We start from the raw sequence: 24,109 nt of genomic DNA on the forward strand, positions 1-24,109 counted from the left end.
CACTTGGCGCACGACTGCCGTGCCAGCAGCCGACTTCAGACGACCCCGCCGGCCGCCTAGTTGGCGGATTCGGGGGCCGTGTCAGCGCTACGGAATACGAATTGAATGCGAACTTCAGCTCGTGTTAATCATGTGCTCAGGCACCACCACCGCGAACTTGGGCTTAGGCATATCGGCATAAATCGGTTCTCGCCCGTGCCGGCGAATCACCGGTAGGGGTACAGCGATGTCATTTCTGGTGACCCCGGTGGTGCAGGCTGCTGCGGCAACTGAGTCGCATCGTTTCGTTTCGTCGTTGCGCCTGGCTGGACCGGCCATCGTCCTTTCTGCCACCGCGACCCAGGCTGCCGGACCTGGTGAGGTCGAAGCAGGCCCATGACCGCGATGAGTATGGGAGCGCGGCGGGCGACCAAACCGGGCACCCGCGGGAACTGTGCGCGTGTCCGGAATCCTCGCAACACACTCTTTGCGATAGCGGTTGGTTCTTTTATGACCTCGGTCGATGACACTGTCGTTTACGTCGCCAACCCGAGCATCATGGCCGAGTTGGCTACCGACTACCACATGGTGATCTGGGTGACCAGTGCCTACGTGTTGGCCTATACGGTGCCGTCGTTGCTGGTTGGTCGGCTGGGTGACCGGTTCGGCGTCAAGAACCTGTACCTGATGGGACTGGCGGTGTTCACTGCCAGTTCATTGTGGTGCGGCCTGTCGGGCACCATCGAAATGTTGATAGCGGCGCGAGCGGTGCAAGGTATCGGCGCCGCGCTGCTATACACGCAGACATTTTCGATAATCACCCGGGTTTTCCCGCCGGAGCGTCGCGGCGCGGCGGCGGGCGTGTGGGCTGCCGTCGCGGGCTTCGGCAGTTTGGTCGGGCCGCTGGTGGGCGGAGCGCTAGTCGACACACTTGGTTGGGAGTGGATCTTTTTCGTCAATATCCCCATCGGTGTCTTGGGAGTGGCGCTGGCGGTGCGGTTTGTCCCTGTGCTGCCAACTCACGCGCACCGATTCGACCCGATCGGCGTCGCGTTGTCCGGACTGGGCTTGTTCCTTATTGTCTTCGCGCTCCAACAGGGGCACGCTGCAGGTTGGATGCCATGGATCTGGGTAATGATCGTTGCCGGCGTCGGATTCCTGGCGGTGTTTGTCTACTGGCAGTCGGTCAACACCCGCGAACCACTGATTCCCCTGAAGATCTTCCGCGATCGAAACTTTGCTCTGTGTAGTGTCGGCGTGGCGGTAATCGCTTCCGTGGTGGCGGCGATGATGTTGCCTGGTGTGTTCTATATCCAGACGGTGTGTGGACTGTCGCCGACTCGCTCGGCGCTGCTGATGGCGCCGCTGCCGATTGTGGCCGCCTTGTTGACCCCGATCATCGGCAAGATCCTCGACAGGGCCCACCCGCGGCCCGTGGTCGGCTTCGGCTTTTTCGTGGTGGCGATTGCGCTGACCTGGTTCTCGATCGAGATGGCCCCGACCACGCCGGTTTGGCGGTTGGCGCTGCCGATCGCTTCCCTGGGTATGGGCATGGTGTTCGTCTGGCCTGCGCTGGCCGCTACCGCGACTCGCGACCTGCCGGCGCACCTGGCCGGTGCGAGTTCGGGTGTGTACAACGCGGTTCGGGCGCTGGGCGCTACTTTAGGCAGCGCCGGGATGGCGGCGTTGATGACATCGCGCATTGCTGCTCAGATGCCGCCGATTCACGGTGGCGCGGATCTTGCCGCGCTCGGGGCCAGCGAGGGCACCGCCCTGCAATTGCCCGAGGCTGCGCGCGAGCCGTTCTCGACCGCGATGTCCCAGTCGATGCTATTGCCGGCGTTCATTGCGTTGACCGGTATTGGCGCGGCGCTGTTCATGGTCAGGACTGCCGGTACAACCAATACCCGCTCACCGATACGCACGCAGGCAACTGACATCGGGACGGAGCGGACTTCGAGCACACCAGCCGACGACCTGTCCTAAGTTGTTCGCCAACCCGACACTGTAGCGCCGACGGAAGGTCATGCGGGCCGCGGTGCAATGGCTTGATTGACGGCCAGGGGTGTCTATGAGGCGCGGGCAAGAAAGTTCGAATCATCCAGAAGACACTGCGGCGACGACGTTAATGGCGCATAGGAATTCGTCATCGAGCCGCGTGTCTGTTATTCCCGATGTCCGGCGTTGGTCACCAGCTTGGCTGGGCCAGGCAGGGCTTGCGCCAGTGCGGCAGACGGTGCGGGTTTCGCAGGCGGCGAACAGTACCAGGTAATCGGATGGCTCAGCACGAGTCGAGTCATCTCGGCGACGAACACATCCTTGGTGATGGGCGGTTGATCGACGACGTAACGTACTGTCGTGCCGAGGAGTCGGACGACGATCCACGTCGCGGTGTCGAGATCCATGTCCACCGTCAGGGGTTGCCGCGCGAGGACATATCCCTTGATCGTGGCGGTCATCAGTGCTTCCAAGGGTTTAAGCAGTTCGGTCGCGGTTTGTCCGGGCAGTTGTCTGCAAACCAGCCGCAGAATTTCCGGCCGTTCGAGCAGGGCGTCGACCTGGGCTTCAATGGCGGCCGACACCGCACTTTCGAGATCACAGTCGAGCAATTCGGCGAGTCTGCTCGCCATTCGGTCCAGAAGATCCTGGAAGTACTCCTCTACGACCGTGTTCAGGATCGCATCCTTGTTGGGAAAGTATTGGTACAGCGAACCTGGGCTGATACCGGCGCCGGCCGCGATTCGATTCGTCGAGGTACCGTCGTAGCCACGTTCCTTGAGAATTGTTGTGGCTGCGTCGAGTATGCGTCTCACCGTATCCTTCGACCGATCCTGCACAGGCGTCTTGCGACAAGCCATGCTGCTGCGGGGCGTCGGTCTCCTTTCGAACTCCTCGCGTCCCATGAGTTGACGTACTCCCTTTCGTTCAAGACTTGAAATAGTTCACTGTGTCGCGCGTCCGACCGTGGTCCACCGCTTTATCCAAATTTTTTTCACCGCGGCGCCTCGGCGAGTGGCGCTGGCGGGGCGGTGCTGGTGCAGCGCAGCATGCGGGTTGGTGACGGTGCTTCGGGTCGTCGCGGCGACCGTCTGGTTGGTCGGAAGAAGTCCGCAGCAACACTTCGCGTAGGACATATTTCGCATCGTGACACATTGGCGATGCTCGCGTTTGGAAATTCCCGAATCTGTGCCCCGGAGTTGACCAGATCGTCGATCTTGTAAGAGACCGATATGGCGGCGCGGTGCCAGCGGTGCCGGAAAGAACGACCCATGTAGGCACTGGTCGGTCGACGCTTCAACCTGGCGAGGTCATGCTCGTAAGGGGCTGGACGTCGTCGATCGATGTCCTGCGGATCCCTGGTCCGGGATCTCCCGCCCGGGCTCGTGCGCCAGGAGTCGGGCAATCAGACCCGAGCCCGACGACGGCGAGCGCCGAAACGGCGCGAGTAAAGAGTCGTCGGGCATCAGACGGAGCACGTTATTGTGTCGGATTAGGCGGTACCACGATGATGGTCGCCCCCGGGATCGCGGCCAGAGTCGCCGCAAGGTTCGCGACCACACCGGGCGGCAAGCCGGATGGTAACCCCGGGATGTTCGTCCCGGCGGCAGCCGCCGGGACCGATGGCGTCGCGGCGGGCCTGGTGGCCGCCGCGGCCCCGCCGCCGGCTGTCGGCGAGGGCGTCGCCGGGGCCGGTGAGGAGCCGCTGCCCCGGGTCGCCAGACCGGCCAGGCTGGTCCCGGCCAAACCCGCTGCTGCCATGCCCGCGTATCCATCCTCCGAACCACCCGTCATGAACATCGGAGTGGTGCCGGGGAACATCGCCGCGACTTGGCGCACCGCGGGCGGAAACATCCAGCTCTGCGGCACCGAAAGCCCGCCGATATTGGTCGAATTCCCGGAAAGTGCAACTGTCGGTGGCTGGGGCGGGGTGGTGAGTCTTCCTCCGCCCGGCGTTGAAGGTCGTGGCCTGCCGGGGATGACAGAGTCGGGCCCACCCTGAGTTGGGCCCTCTTCCGCTTCCCCTGGGCAGATCGGGGCCTTTTCGTACTCGTCAACCATGTCGTGGCGGTAGACCTCGCTTAGCTGCACCGTCGATACAGCCAAGCTGCCAGCCGCGACTGCCACGGCTGCGGCTACCAGAATGTCAAGATCCTCGAAGGGGTTTGGTAGTGCGTCCAGGGGCGGGGGCAGGAAGGACTGGAGCGTCGGAAGCACGCTTACTCCCGCAGCCGGGGCGGCAGCGGCCTGCGCCGCGGGCGTTGCGGCCGCGGTGAGCGGCTCGGCCGCGGTGGTTGTCGGCGGTGGCGAGGTAAACGGCGTCAACTCCGACGCGGCCGCCGACGTGCCGGCATAGCCGTCCATTGCGACAATGTCCTGGGCCCACATTTCGCTGTAGTCGGCTTCGCTGGCCGCGATCGCCGGAGTGTTTTGCCCGAAGATATTGCTGTGGGCCAGCGAGATCATCGTGCTGCGGTTGGCCACAATCTCGGCCGGGGGGACCGTCGCCGCATATGCCGACTCGTAGGCGTTGGCCGCGGCGATGGCCTGGGCGGCGGCCTGTTCGGCTTGAGCGGCAGTAGCCCTCATCCATGTCACGTAGGGGGCGGCCGCGGCCGCCATCGACAGCGCCGAGGGCCCCCGCCACTCATCGGCGGTGAGCCCGGAAATCACCGCGGAATAGGCAGCGGCCGTGGCGTTCAGTCCGTTGGCGAGCCGCTCCCAGGCCGTGGCCGCTTGCAGCAGCGGGGCCGAGCCGGGACCGGAATACATCCGGGCGGAGTTGATTTCCGGCGGCAGTGCAGCGAAGTCCATTGCCATCGTCGTCGCTAGGCCACCCGCAGGCCCGTCGCCTCGGCGGCGGCATCGGAAACCCCACTGGCGGTCAGTCCGGCGACCAGCAGTTCGTCCATCGCCGCAGCCTGAGCGCCGTCCACCCGATACGTCCGGGCGTGCAAGACGAACCGGCCGGCTGCCCATGCGTACACCTCGTTGGCGGCGGGAAGCACGGCGGTTGTCAGGGAGGTGGCCGCGGCATTCGGGGCGCACGCTGCAGCGCCGATGCTCGCCCAATCGCGGGCGGCCGTACCGAGCATCTCTGGCGGTGTCATCACGAAAGGCATGGACTTCTCCTTGACGGAATTGCGCGGTCCGCGAAGGGTCTTCTATGTCGGATGGCGCGGCTCACCGCTCAATGCGCACTCACCCCACCTCCTCATGGGCCGAGCTACAGCCGACTGTGAGCAGACTTACACAAAAACTCGAGTAATGAGCGCAGAAGCGTCTTTCTCTTATTGAGCCTTATGTTGTCGCGGCACACGCATTGATGCGGCTCCTGTAGCCGTTCACCGCCGACGCCAGCCGCCCCTATCCTTGAGCGGCGGGACCACTACTGAGCGAGAGGGTGAGACGGGTTGACCGACGGACACGATGAGCTCAGCGGTAAGCACGAGCGTCCAGCGGCTCGCGGCGATGAGAAGGCTTCCGGGGGCGACAAGGCGGCCATGGCGGCGCCGCCCGTCGCAGCGCCGCAGCCTGCCGAAGCCGAGCCCGACGTCAGGCCGCGGGTGCTGCTGCTGGGCTCCGGTGAGCTCAGCCGTGAGCTGGCAGTTGCGCTCCAAGGCCTCGGCGCCGAGGTGATCGCTGCCGACAAGTATGCCGACGCGCCCGCGCACCGGGTCGCCGACAAGGCGCTAGTGGTTACCATGACCGATGCCGAGGAGCTGGCGGCCGTCTTTGCCCGGCTGCGTCCGGACTTACCAGACTTCGTGGTGACACTCACCGATGCGGTATGTGTGGACGTCCTCGATGCTCTCGACGCCAGCGAAGCCCGTGGGTCGGAGTCCGAGGGCAGGTACCCCGAGCTGGTGCCGAGCGCCCGCAGTGTCCGGCTGACCAGCGATCGGGAAGGCCTGCGTAAGCTGGCTGCCGACGAGCTCGGGCTGCCCACGGCGCCGTTCTGGTTCGTCGGATCGCTGGGCGAACTCGAGGCGGTGGCCGCCCATGCCGGGTACCCGTTGCTGGTCAAACCCGTGGTCAAGGCGGCCGGCCGGGAGCGATCGGTGGTCCGGGGGCCTGATGAGATCGAGCATGCCTGGCAACGTGCGGTTGGCGGCCCGGTGGGACAACCCCCCCGGGTGTGGGCCGAGACGGTGGTCGATGTCGAGTTTTTGGTCACCGTGATCGTTGTGCACAGCGACGGGCCGGCAGGCCCTGTCATCGAGTTCTGCGCACCGGTCGGTCATCGCGGTGCGAACGGCGGCGATCTGGAATCCTGGCAACCGCAGCAGATGAGTAGCGCCGCCTTTGACGCGGCCAAGTCGATCGCCGCACGCGTTGTCAAGGCGCTCGGCGGACGTGGTGTATTCGGTGTCGAGTTGATGGTCAACGGCGACGAGGTGTACTTCGCCGACGTCACCGCATGGCCGGGTGACAGTGCCTGGGTCACCCTGCGCAGCCAGCGGCTTTCCGCCTTTGAACTGCAGGCCCGGACCATCTTGGGCCTCGCGGTGGACACGTTGATGGTGTCGCCGGGCGCCGCCCGGGTGATCGGTCCGGGCCAGGCGCCGGCCGATGCGGCGCCTGGCCCCGACGCGCTGACGGCTGCGCTCGATGTGCCGGAAAGCGACGTCCGGCTGTTCGGGCGTGCCCGCGCCGGTGCGCCGCGCAAGGTTGGTGTGGCGTTGGCCACCGCACCCGACGTGGCGACCGCACGTGACCGCGCACGCGATGTCGCGACCCGGCTGAGTATGCGAGACTCACGCGGGTGAGCTACGCGGGAGATTTGACGCCGCCGGAGGCATGGAAGATGCTCGCCGACAACCCACATGCTGTGCTGGTCGACGTGCGCACCGCCGCCGAGTGGCACTTCGTCGGTGTACCCGACTTGTCGAGCCTTGGCCGTGACGTCGTCTATATCGAGTGGGCCACTTTACACGGGACGCGCAATGCGAACTTCGTCGCCGAACTGCAGGACGCCATCCCGCCCGCGGACGGTCAGGACGGGCGGCCCGTCATTTTCTTGTGCCGCTCGGGTAACCGTTCCATTGGCGCCGCCCAAGCTGCGACCGAGGCCGGAATCAGGCCGGCTTACAACGTGCTCGACGGCTTTGAGGGGCACCTCGACGCCGAGGGCCACCGAGGGGCGGTTGGTTGGCGGGCAATCGGATTGCCCTGGAGACAGGGATGACCGACCACCCGGCAATCCGCACGCCCAAAGTGCTACCCGACGGCGTTGGCCAGGCCACCATCGGCGTGCGCGGCGGGCTGTTGCGCTCGGGATTCGACGAGACCGCCGAGGCGATGTATCTGACGTCCGGCTATGTCTACGAGTCGGCGGCGGCGGCTGAGCAGTCGTTCAGCGGCGAACTGGACCACTTCGTGTACTCCCGCTACGGCAATCCGACGGTGGCGATGTTCGAGGAGCGGCTGCGGCTGATCGAGGGAGCGCCGGCGGCATTCGCCACCGCCAGCGGCATGGCGGCGGTGTTCACCTCGCTGGGCGCGCTGCTGGCGGCCGGTGATCGGTTGGTGGCCGCGCGCAGCCTGTTCGGATCGTGCTTTGTGGTGTGCAACGAGATCCTGCCGCGCTGGGGTGTCGAGACGGTTTTCGTCGACGGCGACGACCTTTCGCAATGGGAGCAGGCGCTGGCCGACCCCTCCAAGCCCACCCGAGCAGTGTTCTTCGAGACGCCGGCGAATCCCATGCAGTCGCTGGTGGACATCGCCGCGGTGACCGAGCTGGCGCATGCTGCCGGTGCAAAAGTTGTGCTGGACAACGTTTTTGCCACGCCTTTGCTGCAACAGGGCTTTCCGCTCGGGGTCGACGTGGTGGTGTACTCGGGCACCAAGCACATCGACGGCCAGGGCCGGGTGCTCGGCGGCGCCATCCTCGGCGACAAGGAGTACATCGACGGCCCGGTGCAGAAGCTGATGCGCCACACCGGACCGGCGATGAGCGCTTTCAATGCCTGGGTACTTCTGAAAGGGCTTGAGACACTTGCGGTTCGGGTGGAGTGCAGCAACTCCTCGGCGCTGCGGATCGCCGCGTTCCTGGAAGCCCATCCCGCGGTGAGCTGGGTGCGCTACCCGTTTTTGCCGTCACATCCGCAGTACAACCTGGCCAAGCGGCAAATGTCCGGCGGCGGAACCGTCGTCACCTTCGCGCTGGACGCTCCGGAGAGTGCGGCCAAGCAACGGGCCTTCGAGGTGCTCGACAAGCTTGCGCTGATCGATATCTCCAATAACCTCGGGGACGCGAAATCGCTTGTCACGCATCCGGCTACCACGACGCACCGGGCGATGGGCCCGGAGGGCCGCGCCGCGATCGGCCTGGGTGACGGCGTAGTCCGCATCTCGGTCGGGCTGGAAGGCGCCGACGACCTGATCGCCGATCTGGACCGGGCTCTCGGCTGACCAGCCGCCCTTTGTTCGGCCTTTTCGGCGCATTCGGCCGCCGCCAGCGCTCCCGCTTCCGCTCGTGCCTGGACACAGCGCATCGCCAATCTGGCGTAGACCATCTGGCTAGTGATGGCCATCTGGCCGCGAGTGCGGCCGAGGAAGGCGAGCCCCCAGGAGAACATGGCGGCGATGCGATTGCGGTGGCCCACCAGGCATATCAGGTGCAGCAACAGCCAACCAGACGATGAAGCCGGCGAACTCCAGGTTGCCGATCTTCGCGACGACGCTGTAGTGGGAGATGAGGGTCATGCTGCCCTTGTTGAAGTACTGAAATGGCTTGCGGCTGGCCGGGTCATCGTGGCTCTTCACCGCATGCTTGATGATCGTGGTGGCGTACCGCGCTCCTTGGATCGCGCCTTGGGCCATCCCGGGTACACCGGGCACGGACATCAGATCGCCGATCACGAAGACGTACGGGTGTCCCTTGACCGTGAGGTCGGGCTCCACAATCACCCGTCCGGCGCGGTCGACTTCGGTTCCCTCGGACTGTTCGGCGATCATCTTGCCCAGGCGGCTGGCCTGAACTCCGGCCGCCCACACTTTGCGCGCACATTCGATGCGGCGCTGGGTGCCGTCGTTGTCCTTGACCGTGATGCCCTGGTAATCAACCGCGGTCACCATGGCATTGAGCTGGACTTCGACATCCATCTTTTCCAGTTTGTGCTGCGCCTTGAGGCCCAACTTCGGGCCCATCGGCGGGAGCACCGAAGGCGCGGCGTCGAGCAGGATCACCCGGCATTCGCTGGGTGTAATCGTGAAATGCCCCGGCCAGGGTGCGCTCGGCGAGTTGGACGATCTCTCCATGTCCATCAACTTGGACGTGACCGTCTTGCCCTTCAGGTCGATCGCCATCACTTCACCCAGCAATACCCGCACGTCTCTTGCCTGCGCAGGCTCAGCCTGGTCGTCGGGGCGATGTCGCCCTCGGACAAGATCCCGGTGGCCACTTGGTACAGCAGCGGCTGGAACAAATGGGTGCTCGTCTTCGAGATGAGGGTGATGTCGATGTCGGCTCGTTTGAGCGCCTTGGCCGCATTCAGGCCGCCCAATCCGCTTCCGATGACACGACATGATGGCGCCTGCCGACAACTGACGGTTCGCTGGACGGCCCGGTCATGCTTCTCCTTCAGTCTGGTCGCTGCTAGCGCAGGTACACATTCCGACTCCTCCCATATCCACGGCGTAACTCTTGCGGCTCGGTGGCGGGCCGCCCCAAGCATCGCCGGTTGTCGGCTGCTGCACCCGACTGCAGTAGCCAGTCCCTTTCCGACTGTCCTGTCAGCCAGGTCCAGGAACACGCGCGGCGCCGTCGCCCGCGAAGAAGCTGGAATCAAGATCAACCGGCGATCTCCGCGGCGGTCGGGCAACTACTTAGGCCATCGCGAAAACTGAGTTTCCCAACTAAACGCCGGCCGCTGCCATCTCGGGTGTGAGATCATCGATTACCGTGATAGCTAACGTTGAACCGCATGGGGGTCCTACTACCGCAATGGATGTGATTGACCAGGCGGCAGCCATCCGTCCCGAGTTGCCGCCCTACAAGTTCAAGTCTCTTAGAAACCAAAATAGAATTCTGATCCGCGTATTTCACCTGATAGCAGAGACGGCCGCACGTCTATCACGCCGTCAGACTGACGAGTATCTGCACGCTCCTGGCGCCAAAGCGTACGAACTGTTACTCGATCCATTTCGAAAAATTACTGGTCTGCCTGATTATACGGAGGGGATATATCTCAACAATAGTGCAACATACACCGATGCTCAGGCTGCTCAGATCAATCTGCTGATACAGGCCACCGGTGCTCGGGAGGGTGACCGCATTCTGGACGTGGGTTGCGGCCATGGTACCTTGCTTGAACGCTGCCGTGAATTAGGCATTGTCGCTAGTGGCGTGACTGTCTCGCGCCCCCAGGCAATCGACTGCCAACGCCGTGGCCTGGATGTACGGCTCGCAAGTGTCGACGAACTCAGCTACACCTTTAGGCAGAACGAGTTCGATGCGATTGTAATGAACGGCAGCACTGAACACTTTGCTGCGGCAGCCGATGCTTTGGTTGGCGCCGAGCATAATGTCTGGAGACGCATGTTCGCTTCCTGTGCAAGTGTGCTGCAGGAAGGGGGGCGTTTAGTGGTTACTAGCCTCCACTGCCGGCAGCGGCAGAATCCATGCCAAGTAATCAAACACCCGATGGCCTTGCCAAGTCAAAGCGACGAGTTCTACTGGAGCATTCTCAACAGATTCTATTCCGGCTGGTACCCTACCGGCGACGACTATGTGCTTGCCGCAAGAGATTCTAATTTGCAGCTCGTGCGCGAGTGGGAAATGACTGCGCACTACTTGCGGACTTCCATTGACTGGGGGCTACTGAACTCCGCGGCTGAGCGAGCACATCGAAAAGAAGTACTAGCCCTCTACAAGAATCTAGCAACACGGGATCCTCGATATTTCTTTATCTCCATGCTGTACGAGCTCTACGATCCCTGGCGTTGGCAACTGCTTGGCGGTGCGGCGAGCCCGGCCATTCACAAATGGCAGCTGTACCAGCTTCGCGGCCGGTAGGTATCTGCAGGGTCTTTGGGGTTGATGTCACTTCCTGCTGTGCGCTGGCAGGGAGCGGGGCCGCCCGACCGAAGGATCGCGGATTTCGATTGCGATTGCGGACGAAGGCGCGGAAGAGCCGAATAGACCCGTCGGCTTTGGCCCCGGCGCAAGTCGGCGAACGAAGGCGGCGCGGTTGGGTGCGGCGCAGCCGGCCACCGACCCACGAACACAATCTGATGTGTCGCAAGTTCGGCATGCCCGAGCTGTACTGCTGCCCCTTCAGCCGCGTGCGAAGTGGCACGTGCTCAGGGGCACGAGTCGGGTCGTGTTGGCGTTCCGATCGGCGCACCCGATATCGCCGAGAAGTTCACCGGATATGCCGACGTGGTGATCTGCCTATATAAGCCTGCGTTCTTTCATAAGCCTGCGTTCTTTTGCGCCGTCGGCCAGCCAGGGATACCGCAACTTTGCTCAGATCTCTGACGACGACCCAGCCCGACACCGCCGCGCTGCCGGTCGGCTCCTTCGGAGCTGACACTGGCGCCGGCGCGGCCCTGACCGCCACTGCTGATCCCGAAGATGGGACTTCTTCCCCAACCGCTCGGTCCGGTGTGATTGAAGGAGTGAAGGCCATGGAAGCGGTGAAGATCATGGAAGTGCAGCTGTGAGGGACTCCCCGGCGTAAGAGGGCGCGGAACGTTCAGACGGTGGCGGCGGGAACTGGGGAGGCCCTCCCGGCCGAAACGCACTGCGAATTGCTGGGAATAGCTTGTCCTATAACCGCTATGGAGCCGGGAAGTGTTTCGGCGCCGGGTGGAGTCGGAGGCGGTCGTAGTACCGATCGAGCCGCTGGACGACACAACCCGCGGGGAGGGAAGGGCCGCTGCTTCGTTCACGTGTTGTGTCTGGAAGGAAGTGTCCGGTGAGTGTCGATCTGGCTAGCCGGCGGCGCGCTGTTCGGCCTTTTCGGCCTGTTCGGCAGCGGCCAGCGCGCCTTGTTCGGCGTGCGCCTGGACATAGCGCATCGCGAGCCTGGCGTAGACCATCTGGCTGGTGATGGCCATCTGGCCGCGGGTGCGGCCCAGGAAGGCAAGCCCCCAGGAGTACGCGGCGGCAATGCGGTTGCGGTGGCCCACCAGGTACAGCAGATGCAGCAGCAGCCACGCCAGCCAGGCGAAGAAGCCGGCGAACTCGATCTTGCCGATCTTCGTGACCGCGCTGAAATGGGAGATCAGGGCCATGCTGCCCTTGTTGACATAGTGGAACGGCTTGCGGTTGGCCGGGTCGTCGTGGCCCTTCACCGCGTGCTTGATGATCGTGGTCGCATATCGTGCCCCCTGGATGGCGCCTTGAGCCATCCCCGGGACTCCGGGCACCGCCATCAAGTCACCGATGACGAAGACATACGGATGCCCCTTGACGGTCAGGTCGGGTTCCACGACAACCCTTCCGGCGCGGTCGGTTTCGGTTCCCTCGGACTGCTCGGCCACCATCTTGCCCAGCGGGCTGGCCTGTACTCCGGCCGCCCACACCTTGCATGCGCAGTCGATACGGCGCTCGGTGCCGTCTTTGTCCCTGACGGTGATGCCCTTGTAATCCACGGCAGTCACCATCGCGTTCAGCTGGACTTCGACGTCCATCTTCTCGAGCTTTCGTTGCGCCTTGAGGCCCAACTTCGGGCCCATCGGCGGCAGTACCGCGGGCGCGGCGTCGAGCAGGATCACCCGGCACTCGCTGGGCGTGATGGTTCGAAATGCCCCGGCTAGGGTGCGCTCGGCGAGCTGGACGATCTCACCGGCGAGTTCCACACCGGTGGGCCCGGCCCCGACCACGACGAAGGTAAGCCGGCGTTTGCGCTCGGCATGGTCGGTGGCCACTTCGGCGGCCTCGAACGCACCGAGGATGCGGCCGCGCAGCTCCAGCGCATCGTCGATGGTCTTCATGCCGGGCGCGAAGATGGCGAAATCGTCGTTGCCGAAATAGGACTGCTGCGCGCCGGCTGCCACGATGAGACTGTCAAATGGCGTGACCGTCTGCATGTCCATCAATTTCGATGTGACCGTCTTGGCGTTCAGGTCCATGTCGATGATCTCACCCAGCAACACCCGCACGTTCTTCTGGTTGCGCAGGATCAGCCGGGTGGTCGGGGCGATGTCACCCTCGGACAAGATCCCGGTGGCCACTTGGTACAGCAGCGGCTGGAACAAATGGGTGGTCGTCTTGGAGATCAGGGTGATGTCCACATCGGCCCGCTTGAGCCTCTTGGCCGCATTCAGGCCGCCGAACCCGCTTCCGATGATGACGACGTGATGGCGCCTGCCGACGGACGAGCCTTCGCTGGATGGGGGCGTCATGGTCCTCCTTCAGTTTTCGTCATTCGCTGCGACAGTCTCGGGGTCACTGCGGCGCATGTACACCGTACGACTTTGCCCGGGCTGACGTCGATTGTTTCCGGGCCCCACCGTGCGCGGAGCACCATCTGCGTCTGCTCTCCGGTCATGTACGGAAGCAAACCTATTGCCGGCCAGTCTCGTTCGTTCGGTGGCGTTATCGGATGGGTGCGGTCGCGATGAAGTGCGGTGCCATTCCGCGGCGCGGCACAGCGGTTGCAATATACGGGTGGGGGGTATATGATGCCGCCGTGGACATCCGGCAGGCGGGCCCTGTTTCGAGGCTGCTTGGCCGATCTGCGCTTATCGCGGCTCTGGCCGCGTTGCTGCTCGGGGTGGTAGGCGGTCATTGCGGGTTGCCGCGATGGGAATTTTCCCCGGCCCACCCATCACAGTCGCGCCTCGCGACGCCGACCGATCAGTTGGTGATCAACGGGAAGCACGCGCAGCGTTCCGACGCTGCGGCATCGCTTTGTCCCGGCAAGCTGGCGACGGCCGTACTGCCGCAGTCGGTCACGCCGGCCCTGGGTGTCGTCGCCATGCTCGCGGTGGCCGGTCTCGTTGGTCTGCTCGTTGACCCGGTGGCGTTCGGTGGGCGCAGTCCGCCTGCCACGCCACATTGCGTCACCTCCGGCCGGGTGCTCTTGACCCGGCTCTGCGTAGCGCGTCGCTGACCGGTCAAGCGGCCGCGCCCCGTTCACGGCTCGGCTGGAAACCGGCAATCGGTATGTCTTCGGCGGTCGTTCTAATTGTGATCGGGATTTCCGCCGTCGCCTCAGGCGTCAAAGTTGCTGCACGGCCCAGTATCTGACGTTCGGCGCAGTGCGCGTAGAGCTAATTCAGTTGGAGGTCAAGAGAAATGGATTTCGGTGCTTTGCCGCCCGAGGTCACTTCGGCAAAAATGTATGCCGGCCCGGGAGCCGGGTCGCTGCTGCTTGCCGCGGCGGGGTGGGAAGCAGTAGCCGACGAGCTCTACTGCGCGGCGAATTCCTGCGCCGCGACCATCTCGGCCATCACCGGCCAAACCTGGATAGGCCAGGCCGCGGTGGCGATGGCGACGGCGACCGGGCCTTACCTGGCATGGATGACGGCGACCGCGGACCTCGCCCGGCAGAGCGCTGTTCAGGCGCAGGCGGCCGCGGGCGCCTTCGAAACGGCGCTCGCGGCCGTTGTGCCGCTACCGGTGATCGCGGCCAACCGTGCCTTGTTGATGCTGCTGAGCGCGACCAACGTGTTGGGTGTCAACGCTCCCGCGATCGCGGCCGTCGAAGCCGAATACGGGGAGATGTGGGCTCAAGATGCCGCCGCCATGTATGGCTATGCCGGTGCTTCGGCTGCGGCGTCGACCTTGACGGGTTTCGCGCCACCCCCCGAGATGACGAATCCGGCCGGGCTGGCTGACCAGGCCGCGGCCTCCGGGCAGGCGGTCAACGCCTCGATGCTCAGCGCCATCTCGACGGTGCCCCTGGCGTTGCAACAACTCGCGCAGCCGGTAACGGCGTCGACCTCCGGGTGGAACTTCGCGGAATGCCTGAGCCTGCTGACCTCGTTGACTTCGCCCGCCAGCGCGGCTGCGTCGACGATGAGTTCGACGATGTCGGCAATGTCCTCGGTGAGCTCGGTGGCAAAGCTTCTCGGCTCGTCCACCACCGCGGTGGCGAGCGAAGCCGCGACGCTGGGCTCGGCACTGTCCGGTGTCGGAGCGGTGGCGCCGGCGGCAGGGCTGTTCACGGCGGGGACCGCAGCGGCTGTCTCGGCCGAGGTGGGCAAGGCCGCGTCGCTGGGACCGTTGTCGGTGCCGCCGGGTTGGGCCTCGGCCGCCATGACGGTCAGCCCCGCGGCCGCGCCATTGAGCGGCGCCGCCGGTGTTGCGGCGGCCCAGTCAGGTGCGAGCGGAAACCTGTTGGGCGGGTTGCCGATTGCCGGAATGCCTAACCGCGGTGGTGCGAGCGGGCTGAACGGCACGACGTCACGGCCCGGGGCGCCCCCCACGGTGATGCCGCGCCCGCTGTTCGGCGGATGAGCCCGCCGGGTCCCGTGCGTAGCGAAGGACCGGGCGACGGGGCCGGCTCACGGCCAGCCGCTGGCGTTGGTGGCGTATCTGGCGTTGAGCCCGGTGCAGAAATCTGCGGCCGTGCCGGCGAGCAAGATGTAGTAGACCTCGGTGCGCCGCAGATCGCCGTCGGTCGGGGTGGTCCAGCCGTTGTTGCACATGGCGTTTTCGCCGCCCGCCGTTGAGCGGCGCCAATTGGTCTTGACGCAGCTGACCAATGCATCGACGTTCGCGGTGGCGCTCTTGGCCGCGACCAGCATCGCGCCTCCCCACCGCCCGTCGGCACGCCGGTAGGCGCGGGCCCCGAACGGGGGACCCGACCCCGCACCGTTGCCCTGGCAGGCCAACGCACGGTGCAGCAGCACGAAGGGCGCGGCCAGCTGCGGGTCGGTCACCGAGGCGGCCGCGGTGATGAATTGAGCCGCGTCCGAGCCGTCGACCTCTTGGACATTCGGGTTGTTGAGGCCGGTCAGTTGCTGGGAAAGGCCCGGCGCCGCGCCGGTGCCGGCGATCATCGGACCGCTGCCGGTGGAGGTCATCGGCGGCAGCGTAACGGTGGGGTCGGCGGCTGCCTTGGGGGCTACCGTCAGAGCGCCCAGCGACAGCCCGCACACAGCGACGGCGACAACGATCCGGTGTGACATACGCCTATCATCTACTGTCCGGGCACCACGGATGGGGCGGATTCGAACAGAACGTGCTGAACCATCGGCGCGGGCTGGCTCAGCGGAATGCGGCCAGGCCGGTGAAGGCCTGGCCGAGCACCAGCTGGTGCATCTCGGGGGTGCCCTCGTAGGTCAGCACCGATTCCAAGTTGACCATGTGCCTGATCACCGGGTACTCCAGCGATATTCCGTTGCCGCCCAGGATGGTCCGCGCGGTCCGGCAGATCTCGATCGCTTCGCGGGTGTTGTTGAGCTTGCCGAAGCTGACCTGCTCGGGACGCAGGCCGACACGGTCTTTGAGCCGTCCGAGATGCAGTGCCAGCAGCTGGCCCTTGTGCAGTTCGACAGCCATGTCGACCAGTTTTGCCTGAGTCAACTGGAATCCGGCTATGGGACGCCCGAATTGAGTGCGATGCGTGGCGTAGTCGAGGGCGGACTGCCACGCGGACCGGGCGGCACCCATTGCGCCCCAGGCGATTCCGTAACGAGCCTCGGACAGGCAGGCCAGCGGCGCCCGCAGGCCGATAGCGTTGGGCAACATCGCTTCGGCGGGCAGCCGGACATCGTCGAGCACCAATTCACTGGTGATCGACGCCCGCAGCGAGAGCTTGTGGTGAATCGTGTTGGCGGTGAAGCCCGGGGTGTCGGTGGGCACGATAAAGCCGCGGATTCCCTCGTCGGTACCGGCCCACACGATCGCGAGGTCGGCGATCGAACCGTTGGTGATCCACATCTTTCGCCCGTCGAGCACCCAATCCGAGCCATCACGTCGGGCCCGCGTTTTCATGGCGGCCGGGTCGGACCCGGCGTCGGGTTCGGTCAGCCCGAAACAGCCGACCAGCTCGCCGGCCGCCATGCGGGGCAGCCATTGCTGCTTCTGCTCCTCGGAGCCGTTGTGCCAAATGGCGAACATCGCCAGCGAACCCTGCACCGACACCAATGACCGGATGCCGGAATCGGCGGCCTCGAGCTCCAGGCAGGCCAGGCCGTAGTGGACCGCGGACGAGCCGCCACATCCGTAGCCGTGCAAATGCATTCCCAGCAGGCCCAGTTGGCCGAACTGTTTGGCCAGCTCGCGGGCCACCGGCAGGTCGCCGTTCTCGAACCACTCAGTGACGAACGGCGTTATCTGCTCGGCACAGAATTGCCGTACGGTGTCGCGCACCGCGAGTTCATCGGCGGACAGCGACGCGTCCAGCCCGAGCGGGTCGTAGCGGTCGAAGGCGGGCGGTGTGTCAGTGCTCATGACCAACATCCTGCCCGGCCCGGTAGTCTCGCTTCATGCAACCGCGGCGCCGGCTCACCTGGATGGGCGCGTTGGCCACCGACGTGGTCGCCGTCCTGATCTTCTGCACCATCGGGCGCCGCAGCCATGCCGAGGGCATCAGCGTCGCCGGCGTTGCGACAACCGCGTGGCCGTTTCTGAGCGGGACCCTTGCCGGATGGCTGGTGTCGCGGGGCTGGCGACGGCCCACCAGCATGACACCCACCGGGGTGGTGGTCTGGATCGGCACGGTGGCGGTCGGCATGGTGTTGCGCAAGGCCACGTCGGCCGGTGTGGCGGTGAGTTTCGTCGTGGTCGCCTCGACGGTCACCGGCGTGTTATTGCTCGGTTGGCGCGCGGCCGCCGGGCTGATGCTGCGCCGCCGTTCCGATGCTTGACGAGGCCCTGACGAGGCGCTGACGAGGTGAGGCCCGATGGTACGCACCGATGACGACGACTGGGACGCGGCCACCGGCGTCGGGGTAACCGCAACGTTCGGCGCCACCGCCAGGGCCGTCGCCGCCGGCGCCGGGTTGCTCAACGACCCGTTCGCCGAACCGTTGGTTCGCGCCGCGGGAGTGCCGTACTTCGCCCGGATTATCGACGGAGATCTGGACGAGGCCGACGAGGCCGACAACCGGACAACGGCCGGGCTCATCGACATCCTGGTGACGCACACCCGGTTCCTCGACGGTTTCCTTGCCGACGCGGGCCGGGCGGGAATTCGTCAGGCGGTGATCCTGGGGTCTGGCCTGGACGCCCGGCCATACCGGCTGTGGTTCCCACCGGGAACAACGGTGTACGAGATAGATCAGCCCCGAGTGATCGAATTCAAGACCGGCTTGTTGCACGGGCTGGGCGCCAAGCCGACCGCGCACCGCCGTGCGGTTGGCATCGACCTTCGTCAGGATTGGCTGGCGGCCTTGTGGCGGGTCGGTTTCGACGCGGACCAGCCCACGGCGTGGATTGCCGAGAACCTGCTCGTGGGCTACCTACCGCCCGGCGGGCAGGAGCGGCTGCTGAAAGACCTCACCGCGGTGAGTGCGGTCGGCAGCCGGTTCGCCGCCGATCATATGCCCACCTGGACACCGTTACAGCAGAAGGCGGGACGGGCTTTCGTCGACCGCTGGCGAAAGTTCGGGCTGGACGTTGACCTGGCCGCGCTGACGTATCCGGGTGAATACCGTTATCTGCCGGAATGGTTGGCATCCAACGGCTGGGAGACGGTGGAACGCGACGTCGGCGAGCTGTTCGCCGCGATGGGAATGCCGGGCCGCTGGAGTGTCCGGCCCCGTGACGTGGCGATCACCCCCAGATATGTCACCGCGACGCTGGTCTAGGTCTAGGGCTGACATGACGGATCTGCTGCATCTGGCCGTCGCGCTGGACGGGTACGGCTGGCACCCGCAAGCCTGGCGGGCGACCGCGACCGGCGAGTCCCGGTCGGTGCTCAGCGGGGGTTACTGGGCCGACATGGCGGTTACCGCCGAACGCGGCCTGCTCGACTTTCTGACCATCGACGACACGCTGATGCCGCAGCCCGGCCGCCGCGAGCGGATCGATCCGCGGCGGCTGGCCGGCCGCGCCGACGCCGTTCTGGTCGCGGCCCGCATCGCCCCGGCGACCCGGCACATCGGTCTGGTCCCGGTGGCGACGGTCACCCACACCGAGCCCTTTCACATCTCGAAAGCCATTGCCACGCTTGACTTTGTGTCGCACGGCCGGGCCGGCTGGCAGCCGAGGGTCAGTGTCACCAACCACGAGGCGGACCTGTTCGGCCGCCGCCCGGTGAACCCCGACGAATTGTTCGACGAGGCACGGGATTACGTCGAGGTGGTGCGCCGGCTCTGGGACAGCTGGGAAGATGACGCGGTGATCCGCGACGTGGCCACGGGGCGTTACATCGACCGGGACAAATTGCACTACGTCGACTTCACCGGAAAATATTTCGCGGTCAAGGGGCCGTCGATAACGCCGCGGCCGCCGCAGGGCCAGCCGGTGGTGGCCGCCCTGGCGCACGCAGTGCCGGTCTACGAGTTCGCTTCTGCAGCGGCAGATGTCGTCTTTATCACGCCGACCGACGATTCGCTGCGGAGCATCCTCGACGACGTGCGCGCCGCCGGCGGGCAGCTGAAAGTGTTTGCCGACGTAGTGGTTTCCTTCCACGGTGCCGGCGACTTCCGCTCCGACGCACTCATCTTCACCAGCAACGCATCGGATTTGGTTGAGCTGCTGCTGAATTGGCAGCGCTGCGGCATCGACGGTGCGCGGCTGCGGCCCGCGGTGAACGCTTTCGATCTTCCGGTGATCGTCGACGAGGTGGTGCCGCTGCTACAGCGTGCCGGCCGGTTCCGGACGGGGTATCGCGACACTGAAACGCTGCGCCAGCGACTCGGCCTGCCGTCGACGCCCAACCGATATGCGGCGGTGAGCCGGTGATCCCGCTATCGGTCCTGGACCTGTCGCCGATCAGCGCCGGCAGCGACGCGGCGACGGCGTTGCGCAACACCGTCGAGCTTGCTCAGCAGGCCGAGCGGTGCGGCTATCGCCGCTTCTGGATCGCCGAGCATCACTTCGTCGCGGTCGCCAGCGCCGCACCGGCGGTGCTGATCGGTCAAATTGCCGCGGCTACGAACCGGATTCGGGTGGGGTCGGCCGCGGTCCAGCTCAGCCACACCACCGCCGCCGCGGTGGTCGAGAGCTTCGGCATGCTCGACGCCTTCTATCCCGGTCGCATCGATCTGGGCTTGGGCCGGTCCGCGCAGCGACGCGGCATCAAGCCGAGGGACCCGGCCAAACCTCGGGCACCGCGGCCCCCGGTTGAGTGGCGCGAGGTCGACGGTGTGGTGATACCGCCGCCGTTTGACCTGCGCACCCTGCTGGCAAGCGGCCGGGTGCAAGCCACCATGGCGATCCTGCAGCAGCCCGAGGCGGTCGCACCTGACTTCGCCGAGCAGGTCGGCGACATCATCGCCATGTTGGCCGGCACCTATCGGGTGGACGACTTCGAGGTACACGCGGTGCCCGGCGAAGGAGCCGCGCTGACCCCGTGGATCTTCGGCAGCAGCAAGGGACGCAGTGCTGCGTTGGCCGGCGCGATGGGACTGCCGTTTGTGGCCAGCTATCACCTCACCCCGGCCACCGCGCTGGAAGCCGTCGACGCCTACCGCGCCGCCTTCGTGCCGTCGGTGTATCTGCCGCAGCCATATGTCGTCGTGTCGGCGGACGTCGTGGTGGCCGACGACACCGCCACCGCCCGGCACCTGGCAGCCAGTTACGGGCATTGGGTCTACTCCATCCGCGCCGGCGGCGGCGCGATCCCCTACCCCGACCCCGCCGATTGCGCGCCGCTGACCGAGGAGCAGCGGGCCGTGGTCATCGACCGGCTGGCAACGCAATTCGTGGGCAACCCGGACGAGGTGGCGCAGCGGTTGCACGCACTGCAGCGGGTCACCGGCGCCGACGAACTCGTCATCACCTCGGTGACGCACCGGCACCAGGACCGGCTGCGCTCACATGAACTGATCGCGCACAGGTGGGGGCTGATGTGAGTCGCAGGCCCATCCACCTCGCGGCCCACTTCCCGGGCGTGAACAACACCACGGTGTGGGCGGACCCGGACGCCGGCAGTCAGATCGAATTCGACTCGTTCGTGCATCTGGCCCGCACCGCCGAACGCGGCCTGTTCGACTTCTTCTTCCTGGCCGAGGGGCTGCGGTTGCGCGAGCATCGCGGCCGGATCTACGACCTGGACGTGGTGGGCCGCCCGGACACTTTCACCGTGCTGGCGGCGCTGGCCGGCGTCACCGACCGGATCGGTCTGACTGGAACCATCAACACCACCTTCAACGAACCCTTCGAAGTGGCAAGGCAATTCGCGACGCTCGACCACCTGTCCGACGGTCGCGCCGGCTGGAACATCGTCACCTCGTCGGACGCGTTCACCGGTGCCAACTTTCGCCGCGGCGGCTTCCTCGACCACGGCGACCGCTACGCGCGGGCCGAGGAGTTCCTGACCGTGGCCCGAAAGTTCTGGGACAGCTGGGCGCCCGGCGCGGTGCTGGCCGACGTCGAGAACGGCGTCTACGTAGACCCGGGCCGAATCGGCAGCATCGAATACTCTGGCACCCACTTCGACGTGCGCGGTTTCGCCACCCTTCCGGCGGGGCCGCAGGGGCATCCGGTGCTGCTGCAGGCTGGCGACTCCGCGGAGGGTCGGGCATTCGCGGCTCGCCATGCCGACGCCGTGTTCACCCTGCACGCATCGCTGCAAGACGCCCAGCGCTACTATGCTGACATGAAGGGCCGGGCCCGCTCTTATGGCCGAGACCCGAACCGGCTCAAGGTGTTTCCCGCAGTGACCGTGGTCATCGGAGACACCGGGACCGAAGCGCAGGACAAGGCGCGGCACATCCGTCGTCAACAGGTCAGCGGCGCGACCGCGATCGCGATGCTCGAGCAGGTGTGGGGCCGTGACCTGTCGGGCTACGACCCCGACGGCCCGTTGCCGGATGTGGAGCCGATCGCCGACAGCGCCGTCAGCCAGGGGCGCGTCCGCCACGTGGATACCGTGGCGCTGGCGCGTCGGTACCGCGACAAGGCGGCGGCGGAAAACCTTTCGATCCGCGAGCTGGTCATCGCCGTCACCAGCCGACAGCAGTTCGTCGGCACCGCCGCCCACATTGCCGACGAAATGGACCGCTATGTGCAGGCTGACGCGTGCGACGGGTTCATTCTGGTGCCGCATCTGACACCGCACGGCCTGGACGAATTCGTCGACCGGGTGGTGCCGCTGTTGCAGGCGCGCGGTGCGTTCCGCACCGAGTACGCCGGTGCGACGTTGCGTGAGCATTTGGGCCTGGGGCCGGGCGCGCGGGTGTAAGGATTCCGCAAACGCGGCTTGCCCGCGGCGCCACGACGTTATAGTGTGTCGACAACCACGGTTGACAATATGATGATCGGCCCTGACGGGAAAGTTACCTGAATGTCAAGCAGCACAACGGTACCCGGTGTCAGTGTAGTGACACAGGACGGCAGCGCGGTCGAAATCTACCGGCGGATGCCGTCACTGGGCGAAATCGAGCACATTCAGTCGCTGCTGACACCCAACAGTTCGGTGCTGGAGCTGGGCGCCGGCACCGGGCGTATCGCCGACGCTCTGGCCGCGCTCGGTCATCGGGTCACGGCCGTCGACGACTCGCCCGAGATGCTCGCACACATCCGTCGCGCCCGAGCGATTCAGGCCCGCATCGAGGACGCCCGACTGGGCGAGAAGTTCGACGCCGTACTGCTGGTCTCCAATCTGATCAACTACCCGGACGCCCAGCTGCGCAGATCGATGCTGGCAACGGTTGCCCACCACCTCCGGCCGGGCGGGCAGGCCATCATCGAATGGGTGCCGCCCTCAATGTTGGCGTCCCGGCAGGAGGGCTGGACCAAAACCCTGACTTTCGACGGAGCGGAAGCGGCCCTGACGATCCACTCGAACGCCGGCGGCATCGTCACGGGTGAGTTCACCTTGACGGCCGACGGCCGGCGATGGCACCAGTCGCTCGTGCTGCAGCGCGTCAGCCCGGCGACCGTGCGAGACGAGTTGACGGCGGCCGGGCTCACCCTGACGACCGCCGCGCCCAATTCGACCCGGTGGTTGCTGGCGAAGCGACGGTGAAAATCGTCCTTGAATCCGGAAGGAGGTGATCGACGTGACTTACGAGCAATTGTTCTGTGACGTGGAAATGTCCTGCGCGAACGTCTTCTTCGTGGTCGGCGACCTGGCCGAGTGAGCGGGCCGGCCCTGATCAGCGGGCGAATGCTCCTGCTCGCTTCAGGGCCTCGTCGGTGGCGCCACGGATCGGGCCGCGCCACAGCTCACCGTGGCCGGGCGCCAGAATCTCGGTTTCCAGTAGAGCTAGCGCCGACAGGCTGCGGATGCAGTTCTGCTGGCTGTAGCTGAAAATCGCGGGCAGCAGTTGCGGACCGTCGCGGCGCAGCAGCGGGTGGCCGGTGATCAGGGCGTCGCCGCTGGCCAGCACACCGTCCACCAGATACGAGCAATGCCCGTTGGTGTGTCCGGGAGTGAAAACGGCCATCGGGTGGCCCGGCAACTGCGCGGCCACCTCGGCGGTCAGCGGCTGCGCGGTCGGGATGCCGTCGCGGACCAGGCCGCCGCTGCGCGCCACATGGGCCGCCCACACCGCCCACCGGGGCCGCCAGATGCGCAACGCGATATCCAGAAGCGACACCTGCTCCAGGTACTCGCGCTTGGCGTGCCCGACCTCGTCCGCATGGCAGTACACCGGGGTGTGATGCTCTCGGGCGAACCAGATCGCGGTGCCCAGGTGGTCGATGTGCGCGTGGGTCAGCAGAATTGCGCGGACATCCCCGGGCTGATAGCCCAGCAGGCGTAGCGACGCCAGCACCTCCTCGCGATCGCCGGGATAACCGGCGTCGATCAACATCACCCCGGTGTCGTCGGTCACCAGCACCCAGTTGACCGCTTGCCCATGGGCGAGCTGAACCTTGTCGGTAACCTGAACAAGCTCCGTCTTCAGGTGGTGGGCCATGTCTTCTCCTACATCAAGGCATTGCCAGCCCGATAACCGCGGTCAGCTTAACGGCTGCACCGCGTTTGAGCGTCAACAACCGATAATCGCCACGGCCGGACTCGGATCCGGGCTGCCCAGGGATGCAATCGGGCGCAATCGGGTCGCCATTCGGCTACAGCGCTCACGCCTGGTTTCGGTGCGGCGCCGACACCGG

21 protein-coding genes and 1 pseudogene are annotated in these 24,109 nt (G+C 65.7%); 14 read left to right on the plus strand and 8 right to left on the minus strand.

What is annotated here, in order from left to right; genetic code table 11:
• The first annotated feature begins 390 nt into the window (after positions 1-390).
• Positions 391-1,965 (plus strand): DHA2 family efflux MFS transporter permease subunit, encoded by a 1,575-nt coding sequence (locus MKAN_RS16870; RefSeq protein ID WP_042313735.1) that lies wholly within the window; start codon positions 391-393, stop codon positions 1,963-1,965.
• Between the two features lie 179 nt (positions 1,966-2,144).
• Here MKAN_RS16870 and MKAN_RS16875 read toward each other — a convergent pair whose 3' ends face one another.
• From MKAN_RS16875 to MKAN_RS16885, 3 genes are all read right to left on the minus strand, one after another.
• Positions 2,145-2,882 carry a TetR/AcrR family transcriptional regulator gene (locus tag MKAN_RS16875; RefSeq protein ID WP_080674094.1) on the minus strand — a complete coding sequence of 246 codons (738 nt, stop codon included), beginning with the start codon at positions 2,880-2,882 and terminating at the stop codon, positions 2,145-2,147.
• A gap of 574 nt (positions 2,883-3,456) precedes the next feature.
• Positions 3,457-4,791: a PPE family protein gene (locus MKAN_RS16880; RefSeq protein ID WP_023370154.1), complete on the minus strand. Its 1,335-nt coding sequence runs from the start codon at positions 4,789-4,791 to the stop codon at positions 3,457-3,459.
• A gap of 14 nt (positions 4,792-4,805) precedes the next feature.
• On the minus strand, positions 4,806-5,099 hold the full coding sequence (locus MKAN_RS16885; RefSeq protein WP_023370156.1) for a PE family protein: 294 nt from the start codon (positions 5,097-5,099) through the stop codon (positions 4,806-4,808).
• A 447-nt stretch (positions 5,100-5,546) separates the two neighbouring features.
• Here MKAN_RS16885 and purT point away from each other — a divergent pair, with 447 nt between their 5' ends.
• The 3 genes from purT to MKAN_RS16900 are packed head-to-tail and all read left to right on the plus strand — an operon-like array spanning position 5,547 to position 8,391.
• Positions 5,547-6,746 (plus strand): formate-dependent phosphoribosylglycinamide formyltransferase, encoded by a 1,200-nt coding sequence (gene purT, locus MKAN_RS16890; protein WP_371686007.1) that lies wholly within the window; start codon positions 5,547-5,549, stop codon positions 6,744-6,746.
• On the plus strand, positions 6,743-7,165 hold the full coding sequence (locus tag MKAN_RS16895) for a rhodanese-like domain-containing protein (RefSeq protein ID WP_023370160.1): 423 nt from the start codon (positions 6,743-6,745) through the stop codon (positions 7,163-7,165). Before purT ends, MKAN_RS16895 begins: the two co-directional genes overlap by 4 nt.
• Positions 7,162-8,391, plus strand: coding sequence for an O-succinylhomoserine sulfhydrylase (locus MKAN_RS16900; protein ID WP_023370162.1), 1,230 nt, complete (start codon positions 7,162-7,164; stop codon positions 8,389-8,391). Before MKAN_RS16895 ends, MKAN_RS16900 begins: the two co-directional genes overlap by 4 nt.
• Here the strand turns inward: MKAN_RS16900 and MKAN_RS16905 are convergent.
• A pseudogene (locus MKAN_RS16905) lies at positions 8,391-9,553 on the minus strand (NAD(P)/FAD-dependent oxidoreductase); the annotation flags it as partial. The gene MKAN_RS16900 and the pseudogene MKAN_RS16905 sit on opposite strands and share 1 nt — an antisense overlap.
• A 372-nt stretch (positions 9,554-9,925) precedes the next feature.
• On the opposite strand from MKAN_RS16905, the gene MKAN_RS16910 reads away from it, so the two are divergent.
• Together MKAN_RS16910 and MKAN_RS31390 are read left to right on the plus strand one after the other, a co-directional pair.
• Positions 9,926-10,996 (plus strand): SAM-dependent methyltransferase, encoded by a 1,071-nt coding sequence (locus tag MKAN_RS16910; RefSeq protein ID WP_023370168.1) that lies wholly within the window; start codon positions 9,926-9,928, stop codon positions 10,994-10,996.
• Between the two features lie 449 nt (positions 10,997-11,445).
• Entirely contained in the window at positions 11,446-11,646 is a 201-nt protein-coding gene (locus MKAN_RS31390; RefSeq protein WP_023370170.1) for a hypothetical protein, read from the plus strand.
• 270 nt (positions 11,647-11,916) lie between these two features.
• Here MKAN_RS31390 and MKAN_RS16920 read toward each other — a convergent pair whose 3' ends face one another.
• Positions 11,917-13,332 (minus strand): NAD(P)/FAD-dependent oxidoreductase, encoded by a 1,416-nt coding sequence (locus MKAN_RS16920; RefSeq protein ID WP_023370172.1) that lies wholly within the window; start codon positions 13,330-13,332, stop codon positions 11,917-11,919.
• 287 nt (positions 13,333-13,619) lie between these two features.
• On the opposite strand from MKAN_RS16920, the gene lpqS reads away from it, so the two are divergent.
• A complete protein-coding gene (gene lpqS, locus MKAN_RS28825; protein ID WP_133163489.1) occupies positions 13,620-14,042 on the plus strand; it encodes a putative copper homeostasis (lipo)protein LpqS in 423 nt (140 codons plus the stop codon).
• Between the two features lie 185 nt (positions 14,043-14,227).
• A complete protein-coding gene (locus tag MKAN_RS16930; RefSeq protein WP_023370176.1) occupies positions 14,228-15,391 on the plus strand; it encodes a PPE family protein in 1,164 nt (387 codons plus the stop codon).
• A 47-nt stretch (positions 15,392-15,438) separates the two neighbouring features.
• On the opposite strand, the gene MKAN_RS16935 is transcribed toward MKAN_RS16930, so the two are convergent.
• Together MKAN_RS16935 and MKAN_RS16940 are read right to left on the minus strand one after the other, a co-directional pair.
• The gene (locus tag MKAN_RS16935; RefSeq protein WP_023370179.1) at positions 15,439-16,065 is read right to left on the minus strand and encodes a hypothetical protein; all 627 of its coding nucleotides are present in this window, start codon (positions 16,063-16,065) and stop codon (positions 15,439-15,441) included.
• A 79-nt stretch (positions 16,066-16,144) separates the two neighbouring features.
• Entirely contained in the window at positions 16,145-17,332 is a 1,188-nt protein-coding gene (locus MKAN_RS16940) for an acyl-CoA dehydrogenase (protein ID WP_036394758.1), read from the minus strand.
• Between the two features lie 35 nt (positions 17,333-17,367).
• Between MKAN_RS16940 and MKAN_RS16945 the strand changes: the two genes are divergently transcribed.
• From MKAN_RS16945 to MKAN_RS16970, 6 genes are all read left to right on the plus strand, one after another.
• Positions 17,368-17,748: a DUF3054 domain-containing protein gene (locus MKAN_RS16945; protein WP_023370183.1), complete on the plus strand. Its 381-nt coding sequence runs from the start codon at positions 17,368-17,370 to the stop codon at positions 17,746-17,748.
• A 36-nt stretch (positions 17,749-17,784) separates the two neighbouring features.
• Entirely contained in the window at positions 17,785-18,690 is a 906-nt protein-coding gene (locus tag MKAN_RS16950) for an SAM-dependent methyltransferase (protein WP_023370185.1), read from the plus strand.
• 13 nt (positions 18,691-18,703) lie between these two features.
• Positions 18,704-19,789, plus strand: a complete 1,086-nt coding sequence (locus MKAN_RS16955) for an LLM class flavin-dependent oxidoreductase (RefSeq protein WP_023370187.1) — start codon at positions 18,704-18,706, stop codon at positions 19,787-19,789.
• On the plus strand, positions 19,786-20,901 hold the full coding sequence (locus MKAN_RS16960) for an LLM class flavin-dependent oxidoreductase (protein ID WP_023370189.1): 1,116 nt from the start codon (positions 19,786-19,788) through the stop codon (positions 20,899-20,901). The genes MKAN_RS16955 and MKAN_RS16960 overlap by 4 nt, the downstream gene beginning before the upstream one ends.
• Positions 20,898-22,232, plus strand: coding sequence for an NtaA/DmoA family FMN-dependent monooxygenase (locus tag MKAN_RS16965; RefSeq protein WP_023370191.1), 1,335 nt, complete (start codon positions 20,898-20,900; stop codon positions 22,230-22,232). Before MKAN_RS16960 ends, MKAN_RS16965 begins: the two co-directional genes overlap by 4 nt.
• A gap of 102 nt (positions 22,233-22,334) precedes the next feature.
• Complete coding sequence (locus tag MKAN_RS16970) at positions 22,335-23,018, plus strand: class I SAM-dependent methyltransferase (RefSeq protein WP_036394677.1); 684 nt, start codon at positions 22,335-22,337, stop codon at positions 23,016-23,018.
• Between the two features lie 130 nt (positions 23,019-23,148).
• On the opposite strand, the gene MKAN_RS16975 is transcribed toward MKAN_RS16970, so the two are convergent.
• On the minus strand, positions 23,149-23,913 hold the full coding sequence (locus MKAN_RS16975) for an MBL fold metallo-hydrolase (protein WP_023370197.1): 765 nt from the start codon (positions 23,911-23,913) through the stop codon (positions 23,149-23,151).
• Positions 23,914-24,109 lie beyond the last annotated feature (196 nt).

This window comes from Mycobacterium kansasii ATCC 12478, assembly GCF_000157895.3.
GTDB classification, from domain to species: Bacteria; Actinomycetota; Actinomycetes; order Mycobacteriales; family Mycobacteriaceae; genus Mycobacterium; species Mycobacterium kansasii.

What these genes read in the sequence shown, in the direction of transcription:
- MKAN_RS16870 (WP_042313735.1), top strand. Translation starts at nt 391, where the DNA reads ATGGGAGCGCGGCGGGCGACCAAACCGGGCACCCGCGGGAACTGTGCG.
- MKAN_RS16875 (WP_080674094.1), bottom strand. Translation starts at nt 2,882, where the DNA reads ATGGGACGCGAGGAGTTCGAAAGGAGACCGACGCCCCGCAGCAGCATG.
- MKAN_RS16880 (WP_023370154.1), bottom strand. Translation starts at nt 4,791, where the DNA reads ATGGACTTCGCTGCACTGCCGCCGGAAATCAACTCCGCCCGGATGTAT.
- MKAN_RS16885 (WP_023370156.1), bottom strand. Translation starts at nt 5,099, where the DNA reads ATGCCTTTCGTGATGACACCGCCAGAGATGCTCGGTACGGCCGCCCGC.
- MKAN_RS16900 (WP_023370162.1), top strand. Translation starts at nt 7,162, where the DNA reads ATGACCGACCACCCGGCAATCCGCACGCCCAAAGTGCTACCCGACGGC.
- MKAN_RS16910 (WP_023370168.1), top strand. Translation starts at nt 9,926, where the DNA reads ATGGATGTGATTGACCAGGCGGCAGCCATCCGTCCCGAGTTGCCGCCC.
- MKAN_RS16920 (WP_023370172.1), bottom strand. Translation starts at nt 13,332, where the DNA reads ATGACGCCCCCATCCAGCGAAGGCTCGTCCGTCGGCAGGCGCCATCAC.
- MKAN_RS16930 (WP_023370176.1), top strand. Translation starts at nt 14,228, where the DNA reads ATGGATTTCGGTGCTTTGCCGCCCGAGGTCACTTCGGCAAAAATGTAT.
- MKAN_RS16935 (WP_023370179.1), bottom strand. Translation starts at nt 16,065, where the DNA reads ATGTCACACCGGATCGTTGTCGCCGTCGCTGTGTGCGGGCTGTCGCTG.
- MKAN_RS16940 (WP_036394758.1), bottom strand. Translation starts at nt 17,332, where the DNA reads ATGAGCACTGACACACCGCCCGCCTTCGACCGCTACGACCCGCTCGGG.
- MKAN_RS16945 (WP_023370183.1), top strand. Translation starts at nt 17,368, where the DNA reads ATGCAACCGCGGCGCCGGCTCACCTGGATGGGCGCGTTGGCCACCGAC.
- MKAN_RS16950 (WP_023370185.1), top strand. Translation starts at nt 17,785, where the DNA reads ATGGTACGCACCGATGACGACGACTGGGACGCGGCCACCGGCGTCGGG.
- MKAN_RS16955 (WP_023370187.1), top strand. Translation starts at nt 18,704, where the DNA reads ATGACGGATCTGCTGCATCTGGCCGTCGCGCTGGACGGGTACGGCTGG.
- MKAN_RS16970 (WP_036394677.1), top strand. Translation starts at nt 22,335, where the DNA reads ATGTCAAGCAGCACAACGGTACCCGGTGTCAGTGTAGTGACACAGGAC.
- MKAN_RS16975 (WP_023370197.1), bottom strand. Translation starts at nt 23,913, where the DNA reads ATGGCCCACCACCTGAAGACGGAGCTTGTTCAGGTTACCGACAAGGTT.